This window comes from Cupriavidus sp. C2SS-8b, assembly GCF_057073745.1.
The window spans coordinates 2242284-2268305 of record NZ_CP172717.1 but is presented as its reverse complement, the minus strand read 5'-3'; the positions used below and the strand labels follow the sequence as shown (position 1 = coordinate 2268305).

Here is a 26022-nt window from a genome sequence, read left to right as displayed (position 1 = left end):
CATACTATCCATAAGCAGAACCGGGAGACTCGCATGCGCTTCAAGACTGTAGTCATGACACTGCTACTGAGTATCGCAGGCGGCACCGCCATGGCTCAACCATGGCCGGCCAGGCCGATCCGCATGGTCGTGCCTTATGCTGCCGGAGGCGCCGCCGACATTACGGCGCGCATCATCGGCCACAAGATGACCGAGACACTGGGTGTACCGATCGTCGTCGAGAACCGCGGCGGAGCCAACGGCAGCATCGGCACCGACTTCGTCGCCAAGTCCGCGCCCGATGGCTACACATTGCTGCTGGTGGCCAGCGGGCCGATCGTGGTGAATCCGTCGCTCTACCCGAAGGTGCCTTATGACCCTATCAAGGATCTGGCACCGGTGAGCCAGATCACGAGCTATCAATATGCATTGGTGGTGGCCAGCAATTCGCCGATCCGCAGCGTGCCGGACCTGGTTCAACGCGCCAGGGCCAACCCGGGCAAGCTCAGCTATGGCTCCACCGGCATCGGCGGCGGCGGTCATCTGGCCGGCGAACTACTCGGCACGGTGACCGGCGCCACACTCACCCATGTGCCGTACAAGGGCAGCGCTCCGGCCCTGGCGGACCTGCTCGGCGGCCAGTTGTCGTTCACGTTCGATACCGTGGTGACGGCCGCGCCGCAGATCGCGGCCGGCAAGCTGCGTGCATTCGCGGTCTCCGGCATGAAGCGCGCGAGCGGGCTGCCGCAGTTGCCGACCATGAATGAGCTCGGCTACAAGGGCTTCGATATCACGCAGTTCCAGGGCCTGTTCGTGCCGGCCAAGACCGATCCCGCGATCATCGAGCGACTGCATCAGGCCGTGGTGCAGGCGCTCAGGCAGCCCGATGTGATCCGCCGCCTGGGCACCGAGGGCGGAAATGAACTGGTCGGCAACACGCCGGCGGAGTTCGCCAAACTGATTCGGTCGGATTCGGCGATGTACGCCAAGCTGATCAAGGACGCCAACGTCAAACCGGAGTAATCCATGTACCAGGTAGACGTACTGATTCAAGGTTTCCCCGGCCGTGCCATCTGCCATGGCGGCCTCGGCTGGAGCACCGTGACGCTTCTGCGTGGCCATGACCGCAAGATTCTGGTGGACGTCGGTGCCTTCGGCGTGCGCAAGCCGCTGGCGAACCAGTTGGAGGCGCATGGCGTCAAGCCGTCGGAAATCACGGACGTGGTGCTGACCCACGCGCATTATGACCATGCGGTGAACTACATTCTGTTCCCGAACGCCACCGTGTGGATCGGCGCCGACGAGTTGCGCTGGGCAGCCGCGCAGCCGCCGGGCTTCAATCCGCTGCCCGAACTCTATGTGCACGCGCTCGAGACGGGCGAGCAGGTACGGCGAGTTCAGCCTGACATCGAGTTCCTGCCGGGATTGCAGGCCATCGCCGCACCTGGCCACACGCCCGGTCATCTGTTGTTCTACCTGTCCGCCAATGAGGTTCCCGTGCTCTTCACCGGAGATGCAGCGAAGAACCGTGCCGAGCTGCTGTCGGGCCATGTGGATGCGAGCGAAAACCATGCTAACAGCGAGCGATCGCTGCGGACCATCTGGCGCTGGTGGCGCGAAGTGCCCGGCACGCTGCTGATTCCGGGGCACGACCTCACCATGCGGCTGGATCAGAACGGGCAACCGGAATACATCGGCAAGCGCGCTGCGGCGATTGCCGCCTGGTTCTCCGAGAGCCTCGCGCAGTCCACCCAATTCGACCTTACGAGCGCGGCGTCGCACGCGTCACAGCAACCCTTTCGGACAGGAGTCTCGAACTCATGATTGCCATCGATCCTCAGCACGTTGCCGAGCTGGCACCCACGGGCGTGCTACGCGCCTCCATCAATGTCGGCAATCCGATTCTGGCCAACCTAGGCGCGGACGGTCAGCCGTTCGGCGTCTCAGTCGACCTCGCGCGTGAATTTGCACGCCGAGTCGGCGTGGACGCCCACCTGGTCGTCATCGATTCGGCCGGAAAATCCGTCGAAGCCGTGACCAGCGAGCAGGCCGATTTCGGCTTCTTCGCAGTGGATCCGGTCCGTGGTGCGGGCATTTCATTCACGGCGCCGTATGTGCTGATCGAGGGCGCCTATCTGGTCCGTGACACATCGCCCCTGCGCGACAACGCCGAGGTAGACCGGGCCGGCTGCCGGGTCACCGTGGGCAAGGGGAGTGCCTACGACCTGTATCTCTCGCGCGAACTCAAGCAGGCCGAGATTGTGCGGGCCCCAACCTCGCCAGCCGTGGTGGACACGTTCCTTGAGGAGAACCTCGACGTCGCCGCCGGCGTGCGCCAGCAGCTCGAGGCTGACGCAAAGCGCGTGCCGGGCCTGCGGCTCTTGCCTGGCCGTTTCATGGTGATCCAGCAGGCAATGGGCCTGCCAAAGGCACGTAGCGCTGCCACGGTGGAACTGCTGCGCCAGTTTGTCGAGGAGATGAAGGCCAGCGGCTTCGTGGCCGCCGCGCTCAGGCGGCATGCAATCGAGGGCGCATCCGTGGCGCCGGCCCAGTCGTAAGTTCCGCCAAGTCACCCGCCTGCAGCACCCAATCCAGTCGTACCTCCTTCACGCCGCGAGCCCGGCGCGTGGGCGGCGTTTTGCCATCGATTTTGCAATGGCATGCCACCGGACATCAAAACCAGAAGAGGAGACGTTCACCATGAGTACGCGTTCGCTTAGTCCGAGGCTATTGCTGGCGCCGATGGCGCTGGCATGCATCAGCGCTTCGGCAAATGCCCAGTCCAACGTTACCCTCTGGGGTATTCTCGATGCCGGCGTGCGGTATTCCACCAATGCCAACCCCGCCGGAAACGGCAAGTTCGAGCTGTCTGAGGGGCCGGTTTTTGGCTCGCGTGTTGGTATCAAGGGAGAGGAAAAGCTTGGCGGCGGCAGTACAGCGTTCTTCGAACTCGAAAGCGGCATCGACATGGGCACCGCCACGTCGCTGCAGTCCAGTGCGAGCGGCGGCTACACGCAGCAGTCCACGAACGGGCAGGGCCGGCTGTTCGGCCGACAGGCGCTTGTCGGGATCGATACGAATCTCGGCGCGCTCTCGTTCGGCCGCCAGTATTCAGTCGGCTACCAGGCGATGGCCGTGGCCCAGGCGTTCGGCAACCCGAACCTCGATACCCTGGTCATCGTTTCCAACTACACAGGCAACCGGCAGGATAACTCTGTCAAATACGAACTAAGGCTCCGCAATTTCCGCGTGTCGGGTGACTACGCGTTTGGCGAAACATCGGGTGATTCGCGCGCGAACTCGGGCGGGGGTCTGGCAGTGAGCTATGCGGCGGGCAATCTCAGCGCGGCGGCCACGGCAGTGAGCCTCAATAGTGCTGACGGCAAGGAGACGCGCAATGTCTATGGTCTCGGCGGGGCCTATACGATGGGCCTGTTCAAGGCTTCGCTGGGCTATCTTGGCGTGCGTTACCGCACCCAGGACACGCGCAACGACGTGCTGATTGCCGGACTGACGTACAACCCGAACTCGCCATGGCGCATTGGGATCGGCGGCTTCCGCGACTGGCAGCATGACAAGACCGGCGGGCGCACGGCGGTGTATAGCGTGGTCGACTACCGCTTCTCGAAGCGCACGACGGCGTATCTAGAAGTGGATCACAACCGCATTACCGGAGCCTACACGCTAATCAAGTCGCAGGGCGCGACAGGGAACAAGTACGGCGGCACGCTGGGCCTGCGCCATAATTTCTGAGTGCCCCGGGAGACCGGCAAGGAGTAGGTGGTGCAAGTCCACTACGATGAAGGAATAGCGAACCACATCGGTCCCGAGCCCGAGACGTGCGCAGGCCACCGCGATGTGGTCGGCGTAGCGTCTATAGTGGAACGTGAGGACTAGTCATTGAGCCGCGATAGATGAGTAGTCCACGGAACTGACGCGGTTCAGATCGCTGAAGGCAATATAAGGAGTGGTGAACGCAAGCTTCTCGACGACCGGGCGTGGTCTAAGACCATTGCACGCACCGACAGTGTTTGCGCGGGAACAAGGAGATATCTCGGCTGGCCAGGGGCATCATCGACGGGGCAGCATCGGGAATTCGCGGAGTCGTGGCCGATGATGAACAGACAGGAGAAATCAGTCTTCGCCGTGTTAGTGAAGAAACCAGCGAATAATACTGGGGACCGACTGCGGAGTGGGTGGAGCGAAGGACGGGGCAGTCCAATGCGTGCCGGACATAGAACCGGATAAGCGAGCAACAGGAATCGGACCGTTTGTACTTCGGAGCCGCACGGCAGCGGAAGAAGGAGTGGTTCACCACGCTTCTGCATCACATCGCGGTCGACCGGCTTCGGTCGCCCCGCCGAGACGACAAATCCCAGCGGAGGTGAACGACCGAATTCTGTCGCCTAGTCGACATCCAAGCGTATGAGTGGCAACACTGTCGAATGACCCCTCAAGCTACTGCGGTCATTGGTGAAACCTTAGCCACACCGATGCAATTCGATGAGTCAGGAGACGGCGGCATCCGCATGCCTCGGAATGCTCACTCGAGTGTATCGGATGCGTCGTAGTTCCGAAGTTCGCGCCGAAGGATCTTGCCAACATTGGACTTCGGCAGCGCATCGACGAAGCGGATGATCCTGGGCACCTTGTAGGCTGCCATTACGGCTCTGCAGTGGGCGAGTAGGGCATTCTCGGTCACCTCGATGCCTGGTGCTTTGCTAACGTATAGCTTGACCGATTCGCCGGTTCGTTCATCCGGCACGCCGACACAGGCGCATTCGGCCACGCCAGGAAAGCTGCTGGCAACTGCTTCCACTTCATTGGGGTAGACGTTGAAGCCAGAGACGATGATCATGTCCTTCTTGCGATCGACAATTCTCAGCGACCCTCCTGCGTCGAAGATGCCGACGTCGCCGGTGCGGAAGTAGCCGTCCGAGGTGAACGCCGTTGCATTGGCCTCCGGCTTGTTCCAGTAGCCGCGCATCACTTGCGGCCCCTTGACGCAGATCTCCCCGGCAATTCCGATGCTTACCTCCCTGTCCTGGCTGTCGAGTAGCTTGACATCGGTTGATGGCACGGGCAGTCCAGTGGTGCCGGTGAAGTAGGTGGTGAACTGCGGGTTGAACGACAAGACCGGCGATGTTTCTGACAAGCCATAGCCTTCGCGAATAAAGCTGCCCGTCACCGATTCCCATTGCTCCGAGACGACTTTGATTACCGCTGCCCCGCCACCAGCGGATAGCTTCAGCCGCGACCAGTCGACTTCAGACAAGCGTGGGTGAGCAGCCAGTCCTGCATACAATGTGTTGACGCCAACGAAGATCGTTGGTCGGGCGGCTCTCAGCACATCGATCAGCGTGCCCAGGTCCCGGGGATTTGGCACAAGCCAGTTCTCGGCGCCGACGGAGAACCCGGTGAGGAAATTCAACGCCAGCGCAAAGATATGGTAGAGCGGGATCGCGGTGACGATGACCTCGTCGCCCGGCACAAGCATGTCGGGCATAAAGGCCTTGAACTGCTCGATATTGGCTATGAGGTTTCGATGTGTAAGCTCGGCCCCCTTGGAGAGGCCGGTCGTACCACCGGTGTATTGCAGAAGGAGCAAGTCATCACCGCTCACACTCACCGGGTCGAACCCGAGTGCCTCGCCGCGTGCAATGGCTTCCGGCAACTTCGTTGCACCTTGCAATGACTCGTCGACTGCCGGGCCCGGGATCGCGGCGCCACTGCCGTCGCCGGGGCTGACCGTGATGACCGTCCTGATTCGCGTGTTGCTGATCACCTCCGTGAGGGTAGGTGTGGCGCCGTCGTAGACAAGGATCGTTTCGACGCCGGCGTCATTGAGCTGATGTTCGAGTTCCCGGGCAGTGTACTGCGGGTTGACGTTGACCTGGACGCCGCCGGCCTTCGTGACGCCAACGAAGGCAATTGGGAATGCCGGGAGGTTAGGCAGCATAACGGCAACACGGTCGCCCTTCCTCACTCCCGCCATCTTCTGCAGATACGCCGCCAGCGCGGAGGATTGGCGATCGACATCCGCATAGGTCAGCGATTGTCCGAATGCATGAAAGGCTGGCCTGTTCGCGAATTGGCTCATGGCAGCTTCCAGCAACGCGTTAACGGAGGGATAGCGATCGGCGTTGATGTCGACGGGGATTGAACCGTAGGACTGGATCCAGTGTCTGTTGGGCATTTGGATTTCGATGACAAGTGGGGGTAGATTTCGCGAGACCGGGCCGATGTCATGCCGCGCCGTGCAATGCCGAATCGGCCGGCGCGCATGGGGTCTCCTGGAAGGCATGCCAGGCCCCTTCTTGGCCGCTGGGCTACACAGGCACGGCGAGACAGATGAAGCGAAGTTTCTATACCTGAGGAGGAAAGCTATGCTGTTTCTCAACGCGTTTCGCGATTTCGGTCGGTGCCAGACCCCGCAGATCCATTGCAAAGAACAAACCTGCGGGTGTGCTCAGAGGTTTAGACTGTTGCCACTGGTGTGACCGGCGAGCCAGCCGCTCCTGGCAACCGCAGCGGCGGAGCGGTAAGCAGGAACCTGTTGCGACCATGCTCGCGCAGCCACCGGGGCCGTGCGAAGACTAGCAGCCGACCTCCGATTCCGGCGCTCAGTCCATTTGGAGGCCAGTTTCCTTTACCAGTTCCGAGTATCTCCGCCGTTCACTGCTCAGGAAACGGACGGCTTCTTCCCGCGAACTGATACGAATGATTGAACCGAGCTTGGACATGGTCTCCTTGACAGCCGGCGCACCGTACGCCTGAACGATCGCACTGTGAATTCGATCTGCTTGGGTTGGAGGCAGCCCCTTGGGTGCGATCATCGCGCTCCAGCCTTCGATTTGAAAATTGAGAATGCCCTGCTCAGCAAATGTCGGTAGATCGGGCGAGGTGGGCACCCGCTTTAGACTGGCCACGCCGATGCCCCGCAGCGTCCTGTCAGTTATGTATTGCTGGACGGACGGCAGTGCACTGACGCACCAGTCGATTTGCCCGCCAACTAGGTCGGAGATCATAGGACCAACCCCCTTGTAAGGGATGTGGTTGGCTTTGGCCCCAACTTCCTTCAGGAACAATTCACCAGCGAGATGCAACTGGGTACCGTTGCCCGACGACCCAAAGTTCAATTTCCCAGGGCGCTCCTTCATCAAGGCGACAAGCTCATGCGCATTCTTCGCACGAAGCCTAGGATTTGCCACGACGACGAGCGGCGCAGCACCGATGATCGCGATGGGCGTGATATCGCGGACTGGATCGAACGTCGCCGCCTTGTAAAGGCTAGGAAAGATTACGTGGTTGACGGAGATCATGGCGAGAGTCGTGCCATCCGGAGGGGCTTTTATCAGCGCCAACGTGCCGAGCAAACCACCTGCGCCCGGCAAGTTATCCACGACCACAGAACTACCGAGCGCCTTTGCCAACTCAGGCTGGACTGCTCGGGCGCCAATATCCAGGCTCGAGGCGGGGCTCACCGGCAAAATCAGCCGAACTGGAGTGGGGCTGGCCACAGCTTCCCGATTGGCGATATCCAGCCCCAGCAACGGGATTAATGCAATAGTCCGCAGGACGTCGCGGCGAGCGACATTGTGGTCTTCTCTCGTCATGACCAGATATTTGGGTGTCTCGTGGGAGTCACGAGTATGGCGAGACCACAAGTCGGGTACAAACCTTATTTTTCGATGCCGGCCTTCGATCTTTTCGATGCCTAAAGCGCGCTACGAACTGCGCTTGGGCCTGGCGGAGCCTTCCTGTACTATCGGGATATATCTCCAATAGCCGTCTATGGCGATTCTGACTTCCCCCGCTCACATGCAGTAACGTCTGACCTGTACTGCACTCGCAAGGACACTGAGATATTCAATGAGGCTTGAGGACCCACAATCGCTACGACTGTTCATCGCTGTCTGTGAAACCGGAAGCATCGCGACTGCTGCTGTGCGAGAGGCCATCTCGCCATCCGCGCTGAGTAAGCGCATTTCTGACCTTGAGGAATCGCTTGGCACCGCGCTGCTACATCGGGGTCAACGCGGTGTCAGGCCAACCGCGGCGGGTGAGGCACTTACCATTCATGCACGGCGCATCCTGGACGAGCTTCAGCGCATGCGCTATGAGGTTGGCGAGTACGGCGACGGCGTTCGCGGCCATGTTCGAATTTTGGCCGTCTCAACCTCGATAGTTGAGTTCCTAACAGAGGATTTGACGTCGTTTCTCACTGCCTACCCTCACGTTCGAGTTAGTTTGGACGAACGCGTGACTGAGGACGTAGTGCACGGCATTGAAAGCGGCTTGGCAGATATCGGGATCTGCCGCAAGCTCACAGTTGCAGGGCTTGACGTCTACCCCGCCGGCACCGATCACTATGCAGTCGTCGTCGGCGAACATCATCCGCTTGCATCCAAAAGCAGTGTCAAGTTTGAGGAGACGCTCGCATACGAGCATGTCGGTTTGCCGCAGAATGCGGCGATGCGCATCATCGAGGATCGCTTTGCCACCGATCTGGCGCGGGAGGTGAGAATGCGATTTTTCGTCTCCAGCTTTGACGCAGCGCTGCGCGTGGTGAGCTCGGGGCTAGCGCTCAGCATCTTGCCCGTGGAGGCTATCGAGCGATTCCGCGCAATTTACAACCTGCGCATCCTCGCGCTGACTGAATCGTGGGCCACTCAGGAATTCATCGTGTGCGCGCGAGACGCCGCTCTGCTTTCTCCGGCAGCGCGACAATTGCTAAAGCATCTTGTGGCCTCCAGGGCAGGCAGCGCTGAACGCCCTCCGGTTCGGTAAGCGGCCATCGCCGTTGACGAAGGCAACCATCCAAAAAAGTCGCTTCAGCACTGTAGAAGGTGTCATCACAATGATGTGAGCTTCTTCACATCAACGCAGAGATGACAACTTCCATGACTGCTTCCCGCAGCGTCAAAGTACTGGTCCCTTGTGGCTCGCTGGGCGTCGGCGTGCGCCCCGAAGAAATCCGATACGGAATCGATCAGGGAGCCGACGTAATTGCCACTGATGCGGGCTCCACCGACAGTGGTGCGGCCTATCTCGCACTGGGCATCTCCAAGAACACACGCGAAGCCGTAATCGCAGACCTGACGGTCCTCATGGCCGCGCAGGCCGAGCGGAAAATCCCATTGCTGATCGGAACGTCTGGCCAAGCCGGCGGCGATTCCGGCGTGAATTGGACCCGCGACATTGTTGTCGAAGTCGCTCAGAAGCTTGGAACAAGGCCGCGCATTGCCCTGCTTTATTCTGAACAAAGCAAGGAGGCTTTAAAGCGCAAGCATGCGGAAGGCAAGATTCGCCCATTGTCCCCCTCTCCGGAGATCGATGACGCACTCATCGAATCCTGCGATCACATCGTCGCTGTAATGGGGCCGGAGCCGTACATTGCCGCACTGAGGGAGGGCGCGGATATTGTCGTGGGTGGAAGGACATCTGACCCGGCTGTGCTTGCCGCGCTCCCATTAATGCATGGGACGCCCCCAGGCCTCGCCTGGCATGCGGGCAAGATTGGCGAATGCGGCGCACTTTGCTCGGCGGATCCGACGGCTGGATCTGGCGTTTTGCTTTGCATCGATGCCGACGGCTTCCGGGTGGAAGCGCTCTCGCCCAACAACCGTTGCACCCCAAACAGCGTCTCCGCGCACATGCTGTACGAAAACAGCAATCCATTCAGGTTGGTCGAGCCGGGCGGACATCTCGACGTCTGCGAAGCGCGGTATGCATCGGCCGACGACCGCACAGTACAGGTATCGGGGGCAAAGTGGGAGCCGATGCCCTACACCATGAAACTCGAAGGCGCTTCAACTGGCAAGTTCCAGACCATGATGTTGGTGGGCATCCTTGACCCCGCGGTACTGGCCGACCCCGACCGCTTCCATGACCGGCTCCTCGCCAAACTGCATGAGCGGGTCGGCAGGGTCATCGGAAGTGCTGCAGGTGACTACCACCTCTCCCTACGTATGTATGGTTGGAACGGCGTCTCAGGGCAGCCGAAACCTGGCGGCGGCCAATTGCCGATGGAGATCGGGATGATGTTCGTGGCAACGGCAAGTACTCAGGAAATGGCTACGCACATCACAAAGGCCTGCAATCCCATCTTCTTTCATTTTCCCGCGAAGTCCGGCACCGAACTGCCTAGCTATGGCTTCCCGTTCTCGCCTGCGGAAGTTGAGCGCGGTCCCGTATACGAATTCCGCCTGAACCATGTGGTGGAAGTCGAACATCCACTCGAACTGGTGCGCATCGACTGGTTAGACCTGTCTGATGCTGCGTCGAACCTGGAGGCGAAAAAACATGCCTAAGCTTCGCGATGTAACAAGGAACGTGCGCTCGAAGAACGCTGGTCCATATTGGGTCACGATAGATATTAGCTTCGATGGCTATGACAGCTTCTCCACCTATCACGAAAGCAGCGCGATCGGAGCTGCCGCAATCGGAGCGGCTTATGGTGTTGAACCAGCATTGGTGAAGCATTTCCCCGTTCCGGATCTCTTCGTTCTGAAGATCTCGTATCCACGGCAGAGTCCGCAAGGCGGTATCGAGGAACGAGACATGCACTGCGGCCAGCAATATGCACGATTACTCGAAATAGAGCTTGGATAGTAGAGCGGCTAGAACAAGTAACAAGGAGACGAAGTGGAAAAGAGTGCTATTGACGCCATCACGTTGGAGATCTGGTGGAGCAGGCTGGTGGCCATCGCCGACGAAGCTGCGACTACGCTTGTGCGTACCGCTTTCTCGACCATTATTCGAGAATCGAATGACTACTGTGTGGTCCTTCTGAGCTCTCTCGGCGAGACGATTGCGGAATGCCGCGCGGGCATTCCCGCATTTGCCGCGATTATGGGCGCCATGACGCGGAGTGTCCTGGCGAAATACCCGGTCGAAAGTTGGCAGCCAGGTGATTGCGTCATTACCAACAATCCATGGATCGCCACTGGCCACTTGCCGGATGTCGCCATGGTGACACCGATCTTCAGGGACGACCTGCTGGTGGGGTTCTGCGCCACGGCAGCGCATGTGCCCGACATCGGAGGGACGGCCAACATGGGCGTCACCGACTTGATCTCGGAGGGGGTGCTGATCCCCCCGATTCGCATGTGCCGGGCCGGCGAGCGCAACGATGACATGCTGAACCTCTTCCTCAGCAATGTCAGGTTGCCTGAACAGGTGCTAGGCGATTTGAACGCACAAGTTGCTGCACACGAAGTGTGTCGGCGTCGTGCGCTCGAGTTCCTCAGCGACACCGGTAACGCTGACTTTGTTGCGCTTTCGGCAGCCGTGCAGAACAAGGCAGAGGGCGTAATGCGCCAAGCCATCAAGGCGATTCCCGATGGCGTCTATCGCTCGGAGTTGCACGCCGACGGCGTGGAAGGACAGGAGACAGTAATCGCGTGTGCCATCACAGTGGCCGGCGACTCGCTAACTGTCGACTACACGGGTAGCTCACCGCAGGTCCAGCACAGCATCAACTGCACAATCAACTACACCACGGCCTATACGATCTACCCGATCAAGATACTGCTCGATCCACAGACACGTCGTAACCACGGGTCGTATGTGCCCATCAAGGTGATTGCCGAGGAAGGCTCAATCCTCAATGCGAAGTTTCCCGCACCGGTGATGGCTCGACATCTTACGGGTCATCTTTTGAGTTGCGCAGTCTACCAGGCGCTTGCTGAGGTGCTGCCAGACCGGGTGCTTGCCGACAGCGGAGGCTCGCCCGCCTTGCGAGTGCAGTTCGCAGGTCGCGGATCGGACAAGATGCCGTTCTCCTTGATTCTATTCGCCAGCGCTGGAATGGGAGCCTCTGCACTAGCTGATGGACTGTCGACCACGGCATTCCCGTCGAACTCGGGCGGAGGGAGCATCGAGGCGTTGGAAGTCACCGCTCCGCTCCTCTTTAACAAGAAGGAGTATCGCACCGACTCAGGAGGCGCGGGTCGCCATCGCGGCGGACTGGGGCAGGACATCGAGGTGCAGAACATCACAGGGGCGCCGTTGCGAGTGGTGCTGCTGGGAGACCGAGAGAGGAATCCGGCGCTGGGCGTAATGGGCGGACATCCAGGAGAGCTTTCGCGAGTTCGGTTCGAAGACGGTACCAAGGCCTCGCTGAAATCTGTGAACTCCCTCGCGTCGGGCGGTCGGGTCACGTTGTCTTTCGCAGGCGGTGGTGGATTCGGCTCGCCAGGCGAGCGAAATGTCGAAGCAATCGCGGCAGATATCGCGAATGGATTTGTCACTCCAGAGCGCGCTTTGGAAGACTACGGCTTTGGGCTCGGGATGAGGACTGAGGTGGAATGAGCAGCATGAACAAGACAACTCGAATTGGCGTTGACATCGGCGGCACCTTCACGGATTTCGTATTGCACGACGAGGCGAGGGGCCTTACGTGGACTGGGAAGCGTCTTACTACACCGGAGGCGCCCAGCCTGGCGATTCTCGAAGGAATCGAACGGCTGATGTCTGAAACTGGTACTTCGCCGGGACAGATTCACAGCATCGTTCACGGCACCACGTTGATTACCAACACAGTGCTCGAACGAACGGGTTCCAGGGTCGGCTTGCTCACGACGGATGGCTTTCGGGACATTCTCGAAATGGGTCGTGAGATTCGCTTTGACGTCGATGACCTTTATGCCCGCCCTGCACCGGCTATTGTCCCGCGGCCGCTGCGCTTAGGCATACCTGGTCGAATCCGGGCTGATGGCAGCGTGCACCAACCCTTGGGCGAGGAAGTTCTTCGGGGCGCCATACGCGAACTCGTGGAGGTTCAGAAGATCGAGGCGTTGGCAATTGGATTCCTGCACTCCTACGTTAATCCCGTCCACGAGCTCCGTGCCCGCGAGATTGTAGGGGAGATGTATCCAGATTTGCTGGTTACGCTGTCGGCAAATGTGGCGCCGGAGATTCGCGAGTATGAGCGGATCAATACTGCCTGTGTCAATGCCTATGTTCAGCCGCGTGTCCATGCTTATCTCGACAGCCTCGAGCAAGATCTTGGCCGCATCGGCTTTGATGGGCAGCTTTACATCATGCTCTCCAGTGGAGGCATTACAACGATCGACGAAGCTAAGGCTTTCCCGGTTCGCCTCCTAGAGTCAGGTCCCGCCGCAGGCGCGATGGCCGCGGCATACATTTCGCGCGAAACAGCGGAGAGCCGGGTCATCTCGTTCGACATGGGTGGTACAACTGCGAAGATGTGCTTGGTAGAGGACGGTCAACCGCATATCAAGCACGAGTTCGAAGCGGGTCGCCTGGACAAGTTCAAGCCCGGCTCCGGGTTGCCGCTCAAGCTTACCGTTGTCGACATGATCGAAATCAGTGTCGGCGGGTGCTCCATCGCGTCGGTCGATGAGATTGGACTGCTCAAGGTTGGGCCACGTAGCGCAGGATCGATGCCGGGACCAGTTAGCTACGGTCGTGGAGGAAGCGAGCCGACCGTGACGGACTCGGATCTTCTTGTCGGCTATCTCGACCCACAAGCTTTCTTGGGAGGAGAGATGGAGTTGTCGGTCAGCCGTGTCGAAACAGCAATGCTGTCGCGCTTGGCCGAGCCGCTCAATATGGAAGTTCGGCCGGTTGCCATTGGTATTCAGGCCGTGGTGACAGAGACGATGGCGGCTGCGACTCGCGTTCACATGGCAGAAAAGGGCAAGGATCCGCGCGCCTATTCAATGGTCGCCTTCGGTGGAGCCGGTCCAGTTCACGCCTATGCTCTCGCGAAGCTGTTGAAGGTTCGTCGGGTCATTATTCCGATGGGAGCTGGCGTGATCTCCGCCTTTGGCTTCTTGATCACGGCTCCTACAGTCAATGATGTTCGAGGTTACATCGCGCCCTTAAAGAAGGTCGACTGGATTCGTGTTGCCTGCCTCTACGCGGAAATGGAGGCACGCGCTGTGGAGCTCCTGCGCAAAGCGGGCGGGGGTGAGTTGGAGATCGAACTCACTCGTTCAGCGGATATGCGCTATCTCGGGCAAGGATTCGAGGTTGAAGTGACGCTGCCGACCGGCGAACTCAACCCGACTCACGAGCCGATGGTCGGTGAGGCATTTGCGACCACCTATGCATCGCAGTTTGGACGTGTCATTGGCGACGTCCCAGTCGAAGTGGTCAACTTGCGTCTCTCGGCTCGGATGCCTGGCTCCACGATTAACCTGGCCTATTCGCTGGTGGAGACGGCTGCCGTGCGTGGAAAGCGCAACATCTACTTTGCCGAGTTCGGCGATGTGACGGCGACCGTCTACGACCGCTATGCGCTCCGACCTGGTGCAGTGATCAACGGTCCTGCAGTGTTCGAAGAGCGCGAGTCGTCATTCAGTGTCGGCCCGGACTGTACGGTCACGGTGGACTCGAGTTTCAACTTAGTTGCCGACATCGGGATGTCTCCGCTAGCTGCCACCTCAACCAACCGTGCTGCCAAGGTAGCAGTCTCGCCATGAGAAGTAAGATTCTTGTCACCCAACGCCATTTCGATGAAGCGGCCATTGCCTACTTGAGGGAACGTGGCTGCGACGTCGTGATTGCGGAACTACCGGCTGGGCGGGCTGATGGCGATGTCCCCCACGAGACGTTGCTACAGTGGCTCTGTGGAGCATCAGGATGGATCGTCGGCCACGCCCACGTCCCCCGGGAACTGCTGGCCGCGCTCCCCGACTTGCGTGTGGTCGCGCGCCGCGGTGTGGGGTACGAGCGGATTGATACACAGTCGGTGCAAGAATTGGGCCGCGTGGCAACCATTGCCGCTGGCACCAACGACGCCACCGTCGCGGATCTGACCATCGGGCTGATGCTGGGTCTGGGGCGCCGCTTTCGTGAGTGCGGGGACGGCCTGAGACGGGGAGTATGGAGCATTCCGCTTGGTTCGGACCTCTATCGGAAGACAGTCGGGATTGTCGGCTTCGGTCGCATCGGCCAGGCGGTCGCACGTCGTCTCAAGGGTTTCGAGGTCAACGTCCTTGTGCATAGTCCATCGGTTCCCCAGGCGCATGAAGTATCCGAGGACCTAAGGTTCGTGGAACTAGAGACCCTTCTCGCCGAGTCTGACTATGTCACCTTGCACGCGCCTCTGACAGACCGGACACGGTTTCTCATGCGTCGGGAGACCATCGAGCATATGAAGCCCACTGCCTTTTTGATCAACACCGCTCGTGGTGGGCTGGTAGAGGATCGTGATCTGCTCGCCGCGCTACAGTCTGGCCGGCTTGCAGGCGCAGGGCTCGACGTGTTCGTGAGTGAGTCAGATCCTGGTTACGAAGCAGTAACTTACGCGTTGGCAAACCTGCCGAATGTCATCGTCTTGCCGCACGCAGGCGCGTCCACAAGCGAAGCGCTTGCGCGCATGAACTTGATGGCAGCACGCTGCGTCGCAGCCGTGCTGACCGGCGATGAGCCGCCTGCGGGTTGCGTCATTGCGGACGGACGCCGTACGGAGAGACACGGGCCGCATAGTCTGCGAGTTCGCGTACCTCGGCAATTCCTTGGGAATGACCTGGTATGACCAACGAGATACTGAACCCACAGGAGGCGAAGCGAACGGTTCGGAAGATTATTGTCCGGACGCTGCCGTTCGCCTTCTTGCTGTACGCCATGGCTTTCCTAGACCGAGTTAACCTTGGATACGCTGCGCTGCAGATGAACCATGAACTCGGTCTCACCAGCGAGGGATTCGGCTTCGCTGCCGGACTGTTCTTTGTTGGCAACGTCCTGTTTGAAGTGCCAAGTAACCTAGCGCTGATGCGCTACGGCCCGAGGGTATGGATTGCGCGGATCATCGTCACGTGGGGAATCATTGCTGCACTGACGGCGTTTGTGCAATCTGCGACGCAACTCTATCTGCTGAGATTCCTTCTCGGGGTGGCGGAGGCGGGATTCATCCCAGGAATGGTCTATTACTTCTCCCTGTGGGTTCTTGAAAAAGACCGTGCATTTGCTATGGGAGCATTCCTTGTTGCGATGCCGGTGACCTACTTAGCCGGCGCTCCGGCCAGCACGGCGCTCATGGGAGCCTTTACCTCGCTAGGGCTGTCGGGCTGGAGATGGATGTTGTTTGTCGAAGCCGTGCCTGCGATATTCGCTGGCATTGCCTGTTACTGGCTTCTGCCCGATAGCCCGGCCGTGGTGTCATGGCTTAGTCCGTCCGAGAAGAAATGGCTGGATCATGAGTTTGAACGCGAGCGGCTCGCTCGTCCGAAGGTCCGGGACCTGAGTCCGTTGCAGGTACTCCTGAATCCAGTTGTCCTGTTCCTGTCGCTCATTTACTTCCTATCGCAGATGGGCGCACTCGGCATTGGATTCTGGCTGCCACAGATTGTGAGGGAGCTCTCCAGGGACTTTTCGCTGACGACGGTTGGCTTCTTGTCAGGTCTTCCTTACGCAGTAACTACAGTGGGGGTTCTGATCTGGGCACGGCTGTCTGACATCAAACGCGAGCGTAAGTGGTTCACTGTCGTTGCACTTGCAGCCGGAGGCGTTGGCCTGCTACTGGCCGGAACCTCGACGAGTCCAATGGCCGCCCTGCTCGCGATAACGGTGGCCTTGGTTGGAATTTTTGCTAACAAGCCTCCCTTCTTTGCCATGCTTAATGACTTGTTTTCAAAGCCGACGCTAGCAATCTCGGTTGCGGTCATCACAGCAATTGGCAACATGGGCGGCTTCGTCGGCCCGTACCTGGTTGGTGTTGCCAGCCACGTTAATGGCGCGGCAAAGGGCGGGCTGTTCGTAATGAGCGGATCTTTACTTGCCGCAGCCCTCCTTACTGCTGTACTTCGAGTCACGCGCCCCCCTGCGCGGCAGACGCTCTGCGCGCCTGCACCCTAAGCGGCTCTGAGGCGAGCAGAAAGGCCGCCTGATTCAATCTACCCGAGTACCACTACACGAGAGGCCGCACGCGTGTCGGCCTCAAAGGAGGCCTTTTACCAAAAAATTATTAACCGTCAACACAACAGAAATTTGACGAAAAGTGGAGGAGACATTAGCGTGAAAAATAAGAAGTTATATTTCTGGATTCTTGCTGCATTGGTATCGAAAGCTGCGCTTGCCCAGAACAGCGTCATCCTATACGGGGTGGTAGACGAGAACATAGAGTACGTCAGCAACTTGTCGAGCATTGCACCGGGGCAACCAGGTTTCCCCAGTAACGGAAAGACCAGGTTAGGACTTACGTCCGGTGGGTTGTCCGGGTCTCGCTGGGGCTTGCGCGGTACGGAGGACCTCGGCGGGGGACTGAAAGCGGTTTTCGTTCTGGAGAGTGGATTTGGCGCTGACGATGGCAAGTTGCAGAATAGCGGCCGGTTGTTCGGGCGTCAGAGCTTCGTCGGGCTGGAGAGCGCCAGCATTGGTCGGCTGACATTTGGGCGCCAGTACACGGCGATTTTTGACGCCTTCAGCAACTTCTCCCCAACCGGTTTTTCCACTCAATATGAGCCGATCGCGGCGGAACTGGGGCTCGACTTCCGCTCGGACAATGTGGTCAAGTACACCGGAATCTTTGGCCCAGTCACGGCGATTGCTGACTGGTCATTCGGAAATGGCGTGGCTGGCGCAGGCGAGGTGCCGGGGCAGTTCCGTCGCGATAGCGGGTACGGCGCAGCGGTCACGTACTTGGGTGGGAACTTTGGTGCGGCGATCGCGTTCAATCAGTTCAACCCCACCCTTGCGCAGGGCGCGCCTTTCGGAGACTTCAGGAAGGCCGGTGCTGCACTGAGTTATACCGTCGGCCCTGCCAAGTTTATGGCTGGCTACCGCTGGGGGCTCAACAAGACAGGCAGCGGCACCACCGTAGTGCGTGACGATATGTACTGGATTGGCGCGAACTACGATGTAGGAACTGCTCTTCGACTTAAGCTGGCTTACTTCTATGATGATGTCAAGAACCTCGCCGGTGTGAATGTTAGCAATCCTTGGCAAGTTTCGTTCGTCGCTGACTACAACTTATCCAAGCGGACGGACGTGTACCTGACTACTGCATTTGCGAAGAATTCCGGGCTGAATTTCGATACATCCGCAGTAAGCTTCGCCAATGGCTACTACCTTGGTCGGGACAAAAACGGGATGCTTGGTGTCGCGCTCGGGATTCGTCATAAGTTCTAGTGTGTCTGCTTGCCGAAGTATCCTTTCGACCCGAGTAATGGAGGCCGTGGTACGTCGAAGCCCTAGCTAAATGGATTTCCTGCCAGTGTGCCGGAGGGTATCGGTGTTGGTTGCTACAATCCGCTCGCCGCGATCCTTCGCTGGTGAGAACGTCGATCCTCTCTACACTACGCGGGAACTCGAACTCCAACTCAAATTGGAGGACTTCGATGCTGCGGCGATCGTCACTTGCGATGCATTCATGAAGAAGCTAGAGAACGCGACTGCGAGTACCTCAGTCACCGAAGATGTTCCGGCTTCCGCAAATGACCTGGGACGGGGTGCGATGCTTCGGCAAGCCGCAGCGCGAGCCATGTGGAAGTGACATTTGCAGCCAAGCATTGTTCGGCTACTCGCAAGCGGATCCTTATTCCTTATGAACATGCTGGATACCCATACCGTCGATGAAATGGTGCTCGCGCTCCTCTGGCTGAATCAACAGAGTCCGAGCCGCGCGTGGAAAAGCCTGAACTGGGATGCATTGAGCCGATTACACAAGAAAGGCATGATTGGCGATCCAGTTAGTCACGCAAAGACGGTCGAGTTTACCGACGGTGGTCTGCGCGAGGCGGGACGGTTGGCCTCTCAGTACTTCATTCGCCCAGAGGAGGCAGGGTGAATGACGAAGCCAAGTGATCACATCCGGCAGCGCGCCTTGACGATGTCGTGTCGAGGTCTCGATCGAGGTGCCGACTCTGGGTCCCTTAGCCCCAATACCCAATTCATCCCATGGCTCTGGCACGCGACAACACGTATTCGATCGGCGCGAACATGGCGCCACGTTGCCAGCCGTATGTTGCCTCTACCGCCGCACTCGCTGCGGTGGTTGAAATCGTGGGATGAGCACACGGTAGCGCTAACGCCAGTTGTGACACGGAGATGATGGATGCGCGAGATCGAAATCAACGGCGGCAATGACCACGTCACCGCACTTGCGGGGGCCATTGCGTGCGAACTCGAGCGGACCTTGGCTGTCAAGGGACACGCCTGTCTGGCTGTGTCCGGGGACCACTCTCCAGTACCCGTCTTCACTGCCTTGCAGCAACAGCGACTCGGCTGGGACCGGGTGGAAGTGATCCTTGTGGACGAGCGCATGGTGCCGCTCAATCATGAGGCCAGCAACGCGCGCCTGGTCTGTGACACCCTGCTGCGCAACGCGGCGGCGAAAGCGGAATTTCTTCCGCCCGTGCCACCGTATTGTTGGGAAGCCGACGATATCGATACCTCCGCCGTAGTTGCCAAACTCAATCGAAACTACCGACAGCCGGATATTGTGGTGCTTGGCATGGGCGAGGACGGCCACACCGCATCGTTGTTCGCGGACGCCCCGGAACTGAAGGCCGCACTTTCGCTGGAAAAGGACCCAGGCTATCTCTCCCTAAGCCCGCGCGCTGCGCCTCACAAGCGAGTGAGCCTAAACCTCAGAGCGCTGTTGGGGGCTCGCCGAATCATTCTGGGATTTAGCGGAGTATGGAAAAAGGAGGTCTTCGACGCTGCGGCGCTGGAGCTCACGCAGGTGCTGCCAGTAAGCTATCTCCGGCATCAAGACAGGACGCCGGTTGATGTCTTTTGGGAGAAGTAGTAGCGGGCGGGCTTCTGGCCGCTTCAAAGGCTTCCAGCTCATGAGTGTACTTCGTACTTTTCTTGTGTGGTTTTGCCTCGCCAGCGGTAACTCCTCGTTACGTCAGCCAGCGTGCAGTAAGCACTGCTCTGTTGCTTGAGTTGTTGCGCAGGTTTGTGCACCTCTAAGCAATGAACAAAATCAAGTTCCACTGTGCGCCCAAGTGTCCATTATGCAGGGCGCCACGCAACTGACGGCCTCCTCTGCTACCTCGAATATGAAGCGCGTTGCGAAGCCATTTGCCGGAAAGCTCAACCCGATTAAGCTAAGGGTCGATCAGCGACCTTCCTCCTCCCTGAAACTAGCGCGAGGCTTGTTGGGGTTCATCGGTAATTTGTTTGTGTGAATCGAAAAAGCATCTCTTCTCAGTCATTGGCCTTGGCTGGATCGGACGGCTGCAATGGCCGATGAAGGTGGCCGTCTGGATGACGATCCGGCCAGCATTCCGGTCGAACGCCACAAGCGGCGAGCGAAGACGGATCGGCTCGATGTCATCAAGCTGGTGATCAACCTGCGCGCATGGCTTCGCGGCGAGCGCGATCGCATGCGCGTAGTTCACGTGCCATCGCCGCAGGACGAAGCGTCGCGACACCTGATGCGCGATCGCGGACAACTGCAGAAGGAAGTGCTGCAGCACCGCGACCGCATGCGCAAACTGCTGACCACATTCGGCTGCTGGGATGAAGTGGATCCCAGACACTTCGCCGGTCGGCTTGCCCGTGACGAGGTGAAGTGTCACGACGGCGCGCCGTTGCCGCCCGAAATGCGCGAGCGGCTGCTGCGCGAGTGCGAACGGCTGGCGCTGGCGCAGCAGCAACTCGCGGTACTGGAGAAGACGCGACAGGCAAGCCTGCCCGCACCCGCGCGCCAGCGACGCGATGACCTGGCGCGCCTGAAAGGAATTGGGGAAGTTGGCGCGTCGCGCCTCGCGATGGAACTGTTCTGGAGGGAGTTCAGCAACCGGCGCCAGGTGGGTGCCTGTACGGGGCTGGTGGCCCAGCCCTACGACAGCGGCGAGAGCCAGGTCGACCAGGGCATCAGCAAACAGGGCAACGCGTGCGTGCGTTACTGGTCGAGATGGCATGGTGCTGGCTGCGCCACCAGCCCGATAGCGTACTCACGCGCTGGTTCAAGGCGCGCACCCAGAGCACTGGACCAAACCGGCGGGCCCGGCGAATCGCGATCGTTGCGGTCGCACGGCGACTCGCCATTGCACTGTGGCGTTATCTGAAAGACGGTGAGATTCCCGAAGGCGCACGCCTGAAGTCGGCGTAAGGCCCCTAAAAGAGCTTGCAGGAAGGAGGTAACGGTCGGTCAGTCAACTTCGCAAGCAGAAACGGTCTGAGGTGAACATGCCCGTGCTCCTCCTGGGTTGCTGATGCAACCGATGTATTTAGATGGGGCATGTTCCTGGGGGGATTGATTCCGGTGTCATGCGCATGCAGGATGAGGCCGGCCAAGCGCCGGTGGATAGAAGGTTGTCAGACGTCACGTCTGACGCGCGCATAAACCTGGGGTGCTTCAGACCTCGCTGTTGTGAGCCCGATCTGGATTAAAGGAACTTGACAATCCACTGCTCATAGAAGGAGGAGCCTGCTCTGACACAAACCCGTTAGGGTAGCCTTGCCGCCACCGCCATCCGGAACTGTTGGAGTTTTCGGTCAGAAAGAAGAAGTACAGGGTGAAGAGCGCCTCGATTCTGCCCTCGTCCTTCAGGAACACGGGCGCGATCTCATGCACGGTCTTGACCTGTTCGAAGCGCTTTTCGATCATGGGCTGGCCCTTGTGGGCTTCCAGTACCTGGGCCGGTGACAGGCTGCGATCGTTGGTCATCAGCGGGTACATGCCATCGCTTTTATGGTCATAGGCGATGGCCTCATCGTCCGTGATCCACTCGACGTCAAATCGCCGCTTGGTGATCTTGCGGTAAGCGGTCTCGGGTCCGGGGCGACCCCGCTGCGTCTGCTTGTACTGATGCTCTTCGCGCACGGTGCGGCGGACCTTCAGGTAGCGGCCGACGTGGTGCTTCTCGAGAATCACCTTGAGCTGCAGATCGATCTCGGCGGCGCCCCGCAGTCTCGTCTTTGCGCCGGCGAGCCGTGTGCGTAACTGCTGGAGCGCTTCAGTGGCCGCGGCGATGTTTCTGCGCCGCCGGCGCGCTCCAGACCCACACGACCGGCCAGCCTTCGGCAGACGGTAACGGCGCCCGATAGGCATACCAGCAGTCGCGCGGCCCCTCGCTATAGCGCCGATTGGGCCGGTCGCACACACAGGTCCAATCGGGAGTGTTGGTCTGGATCCAGTGGCGGAACTCGCTGTCTTCCAACCGATTGCGGGGCATCACGGTAACGAAGCGCCCGCCTGCACGATCAATGTAGTCCGTATTTTTCGCGAACACAGTTTCGAATCGGCTACATAGAGAAAATCGCTGCGCCCTGCCACGGCTCGCAGCGTATTCCAGGTCTCGATGTGGGTGCGCGAGTCGCTCGCGTTGCCGTCGGTACAGCGAAACGCGATGGGAACGTTGCCGTCGGCGGTCATGGTGAGGATGAACAGCAACTGCTTCAGATCGGGGCGATGGTCCTTCGAGTGGCCATAGGTGATCACCGGTGCGGTTCGCCCGCGAATCTTGCGGCCTGAGGCGCCACGATAGCTGCCGCAGAAGCGGATTGAAGTGCTGTCGTTATGGCACTCGTCGAAGTTCACGCCGAAACGCTCCCCGACCGCCAACGCCACCTCGGTCAACAAGCCCGCCCGGTCGGCGTCAAACAGTCGATCCAGTGCGCGTCCGAGCCGATCATCGCCGAGGTGAGCCATCTCCTCGGCACGGATGCCGAACATCCCACTGGCGAAGCCGTGCACGGTGTCGTGCTGGCGGTAAATCGGCTCGCGTTCGACGATGATCGAGCGCAGCAGGACCCCCAGGGCTCTGGCGTGAGAAACCGCACAGCGTGCGTCCGAGGGGACGTGTCGATCGAGCACGTCCTCCAGGCCGATGCGTTGAATGAAGTGATTGATGAGGGGTAAAGGTCCCAAGCGCTCGCTGTGAAGGATGAAGCGAGCCTGGTGCGGAGAAGGTTCTTGCGTGCCTTTCATTCTGTCGCTAAGCTTAGCGACAGAAGTTTAAAAGTCAAGTTTATGCCACGCCGCCCCGAAACCATCATCAAGCAAGCCCACGAGCGGATCGAGCGCATCCGGGAGACGCTCAATGCGATCGACTATCTGTGTTCTGGGACGCTACTGGAACGCATGAAGGTCTGCGGCAAGCCGGGCTGCCGCTGCGCCCAGGATTCCAACGCACGCCATGGCCCGTACTATGAATGGGGGCACATGAAAGGCGGCAAGCTTGTCCATCGCACGGTCTCACCCGAGCAAGCCGCCGTGTTGCGGCATGCAATCGCCAACTATCGGCAAGCGAAGAAGCTGATGCAGGCGTGGGAGGACGAAACCGAACGCCTGATAGACGCCGAAACTCCCCGCAACCCCTGAACTACCGGGCGCCCGGGAAATTACGCGGAAATTCAATCGGCGACCTGCGGAAAGTAAGGCTAAATGCCTGATTGAGAACGGAAATCCCGGTGCTCATCCGGAACTATCCGGTGCGTCAGGAGGTTAGCAGTCGTATTGCAGTCACCGATCCCGCCCAAAGGAGCAGTCCTCCGGCGGCGCTGGACCCGCGGGTGAATCCGGCCGCTCACATCCAGGTCAGCGTTGCCTCTGTAAAGAGGTTACCGGGCATGAGATAGTCGCCGTGTTCGATGGCAAGATCCTCAAGATGTTGCAGCGTATCGTCAGACAGCGCGGTCAAGTCGAACCTGCAGTAGAGGTGGCGCTGCCGGAATGTGGCCTTCGCCATGCGCAGGCCGCGTACCAATGCTTCGGCGGAAGCCACGGAGACATGTTCGACAGCGCGATACTGGACGTCGACACCGTATTGACGGCCGAGTTGCTCAAGTTCAATCGCATCCTGCCATGCGGTCTCGTAGTCCAACTCAAGCGTGCCGGCAGCGCGACCATGGATGTGTTCCACTGCGCTGCCCCGGTCGCGTGCGGTATATGTGCTCATTCGTGGCCCTCCAAATGCCGCTCAGTCGAGCTTGATATTTGCCTCCCTGATCAGGGTGCTGAATCTGGCCTTCTCCTGCCTGATGTATGCGGTGAAGTCCGCCGTCTGGGACGCCGTGGCGCTGAATCCATACTCGCCCAATACCTTGACCGCCTTTTCCGAAGCCAACGCCTTCGCGACTTCATTCCGAATACGTTGAGTCAGTTCGGCGGGCATTCTCGCGGGCCCCCACAAGCCATACCAGGAAACCATCTCGAAGCCGGTCAATCCCGACTCCGCAACCGTCGGAACGTCCGGCAACGCGGCAATGCGCTTCGCACTGGTGACGGCAAGCGGCTTCAGCTTTCCACTCTTCACATGGGGCAACGTCGATGGCAAGGCATCCACCATGGCATCGATGTGTCCGCCCATGACTTCTGTCAACGCCGGAGCCGTACCCTTGTAGGGAATGATCTCGAACTGGAGCTTGCCGTCGTGCTTGATCGCTTCTTCGGCAAGGTGGCTAGCCGAGCCGACTGCTGAGGTTCCAAATGTGTACTTCCCGGGCGCCTTGCGGATGGCGGTCATGAACTCCTTGAGGTCCTTTGCAGGAACACCGGGATGCGCTGTCACCAGCATCGGGACGCTACCCAGTTGCGTGATCGCTGTGAAGTCCTTTTCGATGTCATAGGTCTTTGCGCTCATCAGCATCGGGGTGGCCACGAAGGTCGATGCCTGCACCAGCAAGGTATATCCGTCCGGAGCGGAGCTCGCCACCAGCTTGCTACCCAGCGTTCCGCTGGCTCCAGGTCGGTTATCGACAATGAATTGCTGGCCAAGGCTTTCGCTCAGGCGTTGTGCAACAACCCGCGTGACAGCGTCCACGGTTCCACCCGCGGGATACGGAACAACGATTCTGACGGGCTTGTTGGGGTAGGTCTGGCTGAAAGCCAACGTGGCGACAAGACCAAAGCTTGTGGCCAGTAGCGCTCTCAAGATACCTTTCATTGTTGTCTCCTGATATTGATTTGCATGCTTGCCCCTCTGCCTCGACGGGCGAGCGTCCAGAGAATGGATTTTGCCTCTGCTGAGTTGGCCAGAGCCCTTGCGATAAACAGGTATGGCGCCGACTCAGAAGACATGCTTTATGCCGATCATCGCACCAAACTGGTTGCCACCCGGTGCCGGCGCACTGGTTGCGACGGCGCTGCCACTACTTACTGACAAGGCCAGTTGGCCGCGGTTATCAATGAAGCCAGTCGTGAGATAGGCGGAGGTCCGCTTGGAGAAGGCGTAGGTACCGCGCAGGGCCGCGAGCCATGCCTTGTTGGCACTATGGTTGAATCCCAGATAGTAGATCTGCCCCGCGAGATTGAAGGCGGGTGTGATGTCGTAGGCCAGGCCCGCATAGTACAACTGGCTGTGGGACGTGGTGCTGCCCTCATTGTTCCGGAAGGTACCACCGATGCCGAGCTTTGCCTTGGACAGGACCATGTAGCCGCCAAAGTGCAGGCGGTCATCCTTGAGGCCGCTGTTTACCAGCCCGCCTGCAGCACCGGGGCCTCCGCGCAGGGAATCATACGCAGTCGCCAAGCCCCACCAGCTCGCGTCATACCGCAGCATCACTGACCATTCCCGGCAGGCCTTGCTGTCGGCAGGATTTTCCCCGGCGCAGTTGGTTCCCGCGGGGTTCTGGCCAGCATTGACTGTGTCGCGCCCAAGGCTGTAAGTCGCGCCGACAGTCAATCCGCCGAACGTTCCCTTGTACGCGATGGCGTTGTCGGCACGGGCATTGGGCCGATAACTGTCCAACGCGTTGGCGCCGTAGATGTTCGGCCCCAGTACGTCGGAGTCCAGCGTCGACCAGAAGGTCATCGTCCACTGACGGCCGAAGGAGAGTTGTCCCCAGCGATTACTCAGCCCGACAAAGGCCTGGCGACCGAACAAGCGTCCTCCCTGGTTCGACGATCCGGAGTCAGCGCCAAAGCCGGATTCCACGACGAAGATAGATTTCAGGCCTCCCCCAAGATCTTCCGTCCCGCGCATCCCCCAGCGCGAAGGCACGGACGCAGTGAGGTTTGGCATCCGCACGACACTGTCCTTGCTGGCACCGATATTGTTCACATACTCGACGCCAGTGTCGACAACGCCGTAAAGCGTTACCGTTTGTGCCGAAGCGAACAGCGGCGCAGCGCACAAAAGGCCCGCGCACCATTTCACGCAACTCCTCATGGGT

Annotated in this window: 22 protein-coding genes and 2 pseudogenes; 16 read left to right on the top strand and 8 right to left on the bottom strand. The window is 59.5% G+C overall.

All coding sequences use genetic code 11. The annotated features are described in order from the left end of the window. Window positions 1–33 precede the first annotated feature (33 nt). The 4 genes from ACIGJB_RS27250 (at window position 34) to ACIGJB_RS27235 (ending at window position 3732) form a co-directional block, all read left to right on the top strand. Entirely contained in the window at window positions 34–1002 is a 969-nt protein-coding gene (locus tag ACIGJB_RS27250; protein WP_483733079.1) for a Bug family tripartite tricarboxylate transporter substrate binding protein, read from the top strand. 3 nt (window positions 1003–1005) lie between these two features. Further along, window positions 1006–1803 (top strand): MBL fold metallo-hydrolase, encoded by a 798-nt coding sequence (locus ACIGJB_RS27245; RefSeq protein ID WP_483733078.1) that lies wholly within the window; start codon window positions 1006–1008, stop codon window positions 1801–1803. Beyond that, the gene (locus ACIGJB_RS27240; RefSeq protein WP_483733077.1) at window positions 1800–2537 is read left to right on the top strand and encodes an ABC transporter substrate-binding protein; all 738 of its coding nucleotides are present in this window, start codon (window positions 1800–1802) and stop codon (window positions 2535–2537) included. Before ACIGJB_RS27245 ends, ACIGJB_RS27240 begins: the two co-directional genes overlap by 4 nt. Before the next feature lie 142 nt (window positions 2538–2679). Beyond that, complete coding sequence (locus ACIGJB_RS27235) at window positions 2680–3732, top strand: porin (RefSeq protein WP_483733076.1); 1053 nt, start codon at window positions 2680–2682, stop codon at window positions 3730–3732. A 790-nt stretch (window positions 3733–4522) separates the two neighbouring features. Here the strand turns inward: ACIGJB_RS27235 and ACIGJB_RS27230 are convergent. The 3 genes and pseudogenes from ACIGJB_RS27230 to ACIGJB_RS27220 all read right to left on the bottom strand — a co-directional run bounded on the left by ACIGJB_RS27230 (window position 4523) and on the right by ACIGJB_RS27220 (window position 7595). Further along, entirely contained in the window at window positions 4523–6175 is a 1653-nt protein-coding gene (locus ACIGJB_RS27230; protein WP_483733075.1) for an AMP-binding protein, read from the bottom strand. A 281-nt stretch (window positions 6176–6456) separates the two neighbouring features. After that, a pseudogene (locus tag ACIGJB_RS27225) lies at window positions 6457–6561 on the bottom strand (cyclase family protein); the annotation flags it as partial. A 41-nt stretch (window positions 6562–6602) separates the two neighbouring features. Then, complete coding sequence (locus ACIGJB_RS27220) at window positions 6603–7595, bottom strand: Bug family tripartite tricarboxylate transporter substrate binding protein (RefSeq protein WP_483733074.1); 993 nt, start codon at window positions 7593–7595, stop codon at window positions 6603–6605. 256 nt (window positions 7596–7851) lie between these two features. On the opposite strand from ACIGJB_RS27220, the gene ACIGJB_RS27215 reads away from it, so the two are divergent. The 11 genes and pseudogenes from ACIGJB_RS27215 to ACIGJB_RS27165 all read left to right on the top strand — a co-directional run. Further along, a complete protein-coding gene (locus tag ACIGJB_RS27215; protein WP_483733073.1) occupies window positions 7852–8769 on the top strand; it encodes a LysR family transcriptional regulator in 918 nt (305 codons plus the stop codon). 113 nt (window positions 8770–8882) lie between these two features. After that, window positions 8883–10292 (top strand): acyclic terpene utilization AtuA family protein, encoded by a 1410-nt coding sequence (locus tag ACIGJB_RS27210; RefSeq protein ID WP_483733072.1) that lies wholly within the window; start codon window positions 8883–8885, stop codon window positions 10290–10292. After that, entirely contained in the window at window positions 10285–10593 is a 309-nt protein-coding gene (locus ACIGJB_RS27205) for a DUF4387 family protein (RefSeq protein WP_483733071.1), read from the top strand. The genes ACIGJB_RS27210 and ACIGJB_RS27205 overlap by 8 nt, the downstream gene beginning before the upstream one ends. A gap of 33 nt (window positions 10594–10626) precedes the next feature. Beyond that, complete coding sequence (locus ACIGJB_RS27200; RefSeq protein ID WP_483733070.1) at window positions 10627–12294, top strand: hydantoinase B/oxoprolinase family protein; 1668 nt, start codon at window positions 10627–10629, stop codon at window positions 12292–12294. 5 nt (window positions 12295–12299) lie between these two features. Continuing rightward, complete coding sequence (locus ACIGJB_RS27195; protein ID WP_483733069.1) at window positions 12300–14432, top strand: hydantoinase/oxoprolinase family protein; 2133 nt, start codon at window positions 12300–12302, stop codon at window positions 14430–14432. Continuing rightward, window positions 14429–15490: a phosphoglycerate dehydrogenase gene (locus ACIGJB_RS27190; RefSeq protein WP_483733068.1), complete on the top strand. Its 1062-nt coding sequence runs from the start codon at window positions 14429–14431 to the stop codon at window positions 15488–15490. The genes ACIGJB_RS27195 and ACIGJB_RS27190 overlap by 4 nt, the downstream gene beginning before the upstream one ends. Next, entirely contained in the window at window positions 15487–16809 is a 1323-nt protein-coding gene (locus ACIGJB_RS27185; protein ID WP_483733067.1) for an MFS transporter, read from the top strand. Before ACIGJB_RS27190 ends, ACIGJB_RS27185 begins: the two co-directional genes overlap by 4 nt. A gap of 159 nt (window positions 16810–16968) precedes the next feature. After that, complete coding sequence (locus ACIGJB_RS27180) at window positions 16969–18081, top strand: porin (RefSeq protein WP_483733066.1); 1113 nt, start codon at window positions 16969–16971, stop codon at window positions 18079–18081. Between the two features lie 415 nt (window positions 18082–18496). After that, window positions 18497–18739 carry a DUF6429 family protein gene (locus tag ACIGJB_RS27175; RefSeq protein WP_483733065.1) on the top strand — a complete coding sequence of 81 codons (243 nt, stop codon included), beginning with the start codon at window positions 18497–18499 and terminating at the stop codon, window positions 18737–18739. Window positions 18740–19006: 267 nt separating this feature from the next. Further along, window positions 19007–19702, top strand: coding sequence for a 6-phosphogluconolactonase (gene pgl, locus ACIGJB_RS27170; RefSeq protein WP_483733064.1), 696 nt, complete (start codon window positions 19007–19009; stop codon window positions 19700–19702). Between the two features lie 469 nt (window positions 19703–20171). Then, window positions 20172–21016 (top strand): annotated as a pseudogene (locus ACIGJB_RS27165) (IS110 family RNA-guided transposase); the annotation flags it as partial. A 246-nt stretch (window positions 21017–21262) separates the two neighbouring features. Here ACIGJB_RS27165 and ACIGJB_RS27160 read toward each other — a convergent pair. Both ACIGJB_RS27160 and ACIGJB_RS27155 read right to left on the bottom strand, forming a co-directional pair. Next, window positions 21263–21958 (bottom strand): hypothetical protein, encoded by a 696-nt coding sequence (locus ACIGJB_RS27160; RefSeq protein WP_483733063.1) that lies wholly within the window; start codon window positions 21956–21958, stop codon window positions 21263–21265. A 123-nt stretch (window positions 21959–22081) separates the two neighbouring features. Beyond that, a complete protein-coding gene (locus ACIGJB_RS27155) occupies window positions 22082–22837 on the bottom strand; it encodes an IS1634 family transposase (protein ID WP_483733062.1) in 756 nt (251 codons plus the stop codon). Between ACIGJB_RS27155 and ACIGJB_RS27150 the strand changes: the two genes are divergently transcribed. Beyond that, window positions 22823–23230, top strand: a complete 408-nt coding sequence (locus tag ACIGJB_RS27150) for a DUF6788 family protein (protein ID WP_483733061.1) — start codon at window positions 22823–22825, stop codon at window positions 23228–23230. The genes ACIGJB_RS27155 and ACIGJB_RS27150 overlap by 15 nt on opposite strands. A gap of 205 nt (window positions 23231–23435) precedes the next feature. Here ACIGJB_RS27150 and ACIGJB_RS27145 read toward each other — a convergent pair whose 3' ends face one another. The 3 genes from ACIGJB_RS27145 to ACIGJB_RS27135 form a co-directional block, all read right to left on the bottom strand. Continuing rightward, window positions 23436–23807: a PHA-granule associated protein 4 gene (locus ACIGJB_RS27145; protein ID WP_483733060.1), complete on the bottom strand. Its 372-nt coding sequence runs from the start codon at window positions 23805–23807 to the stop codon at window positions 23436–23438. 21 nt (window positions 23808–23828) lie between these two features. Further along, window positions 23829–24794, bottom strand: coding sequence for a Bug family tripartite tricarboxylate transporter substrate binding protein (locus tag ACIGJB_RS27140; protein ID WP_483733059.1), 966 nt, complete (start codon window positions 24792–24794; stop codon window positions 23829–23831). Between the two features lie 123 nt (window positions 24795–24917). Next, entirely contained in the window at window positions 24918–26018 is a 1101-nt protein-coding gene (locus ACIGJB_RS27135; protein ID WP_483733058.1) for a porin, read from the bottom strand. Between the last annotated feature and the right edge of the window lie 4 nt (window positions 26019–26022).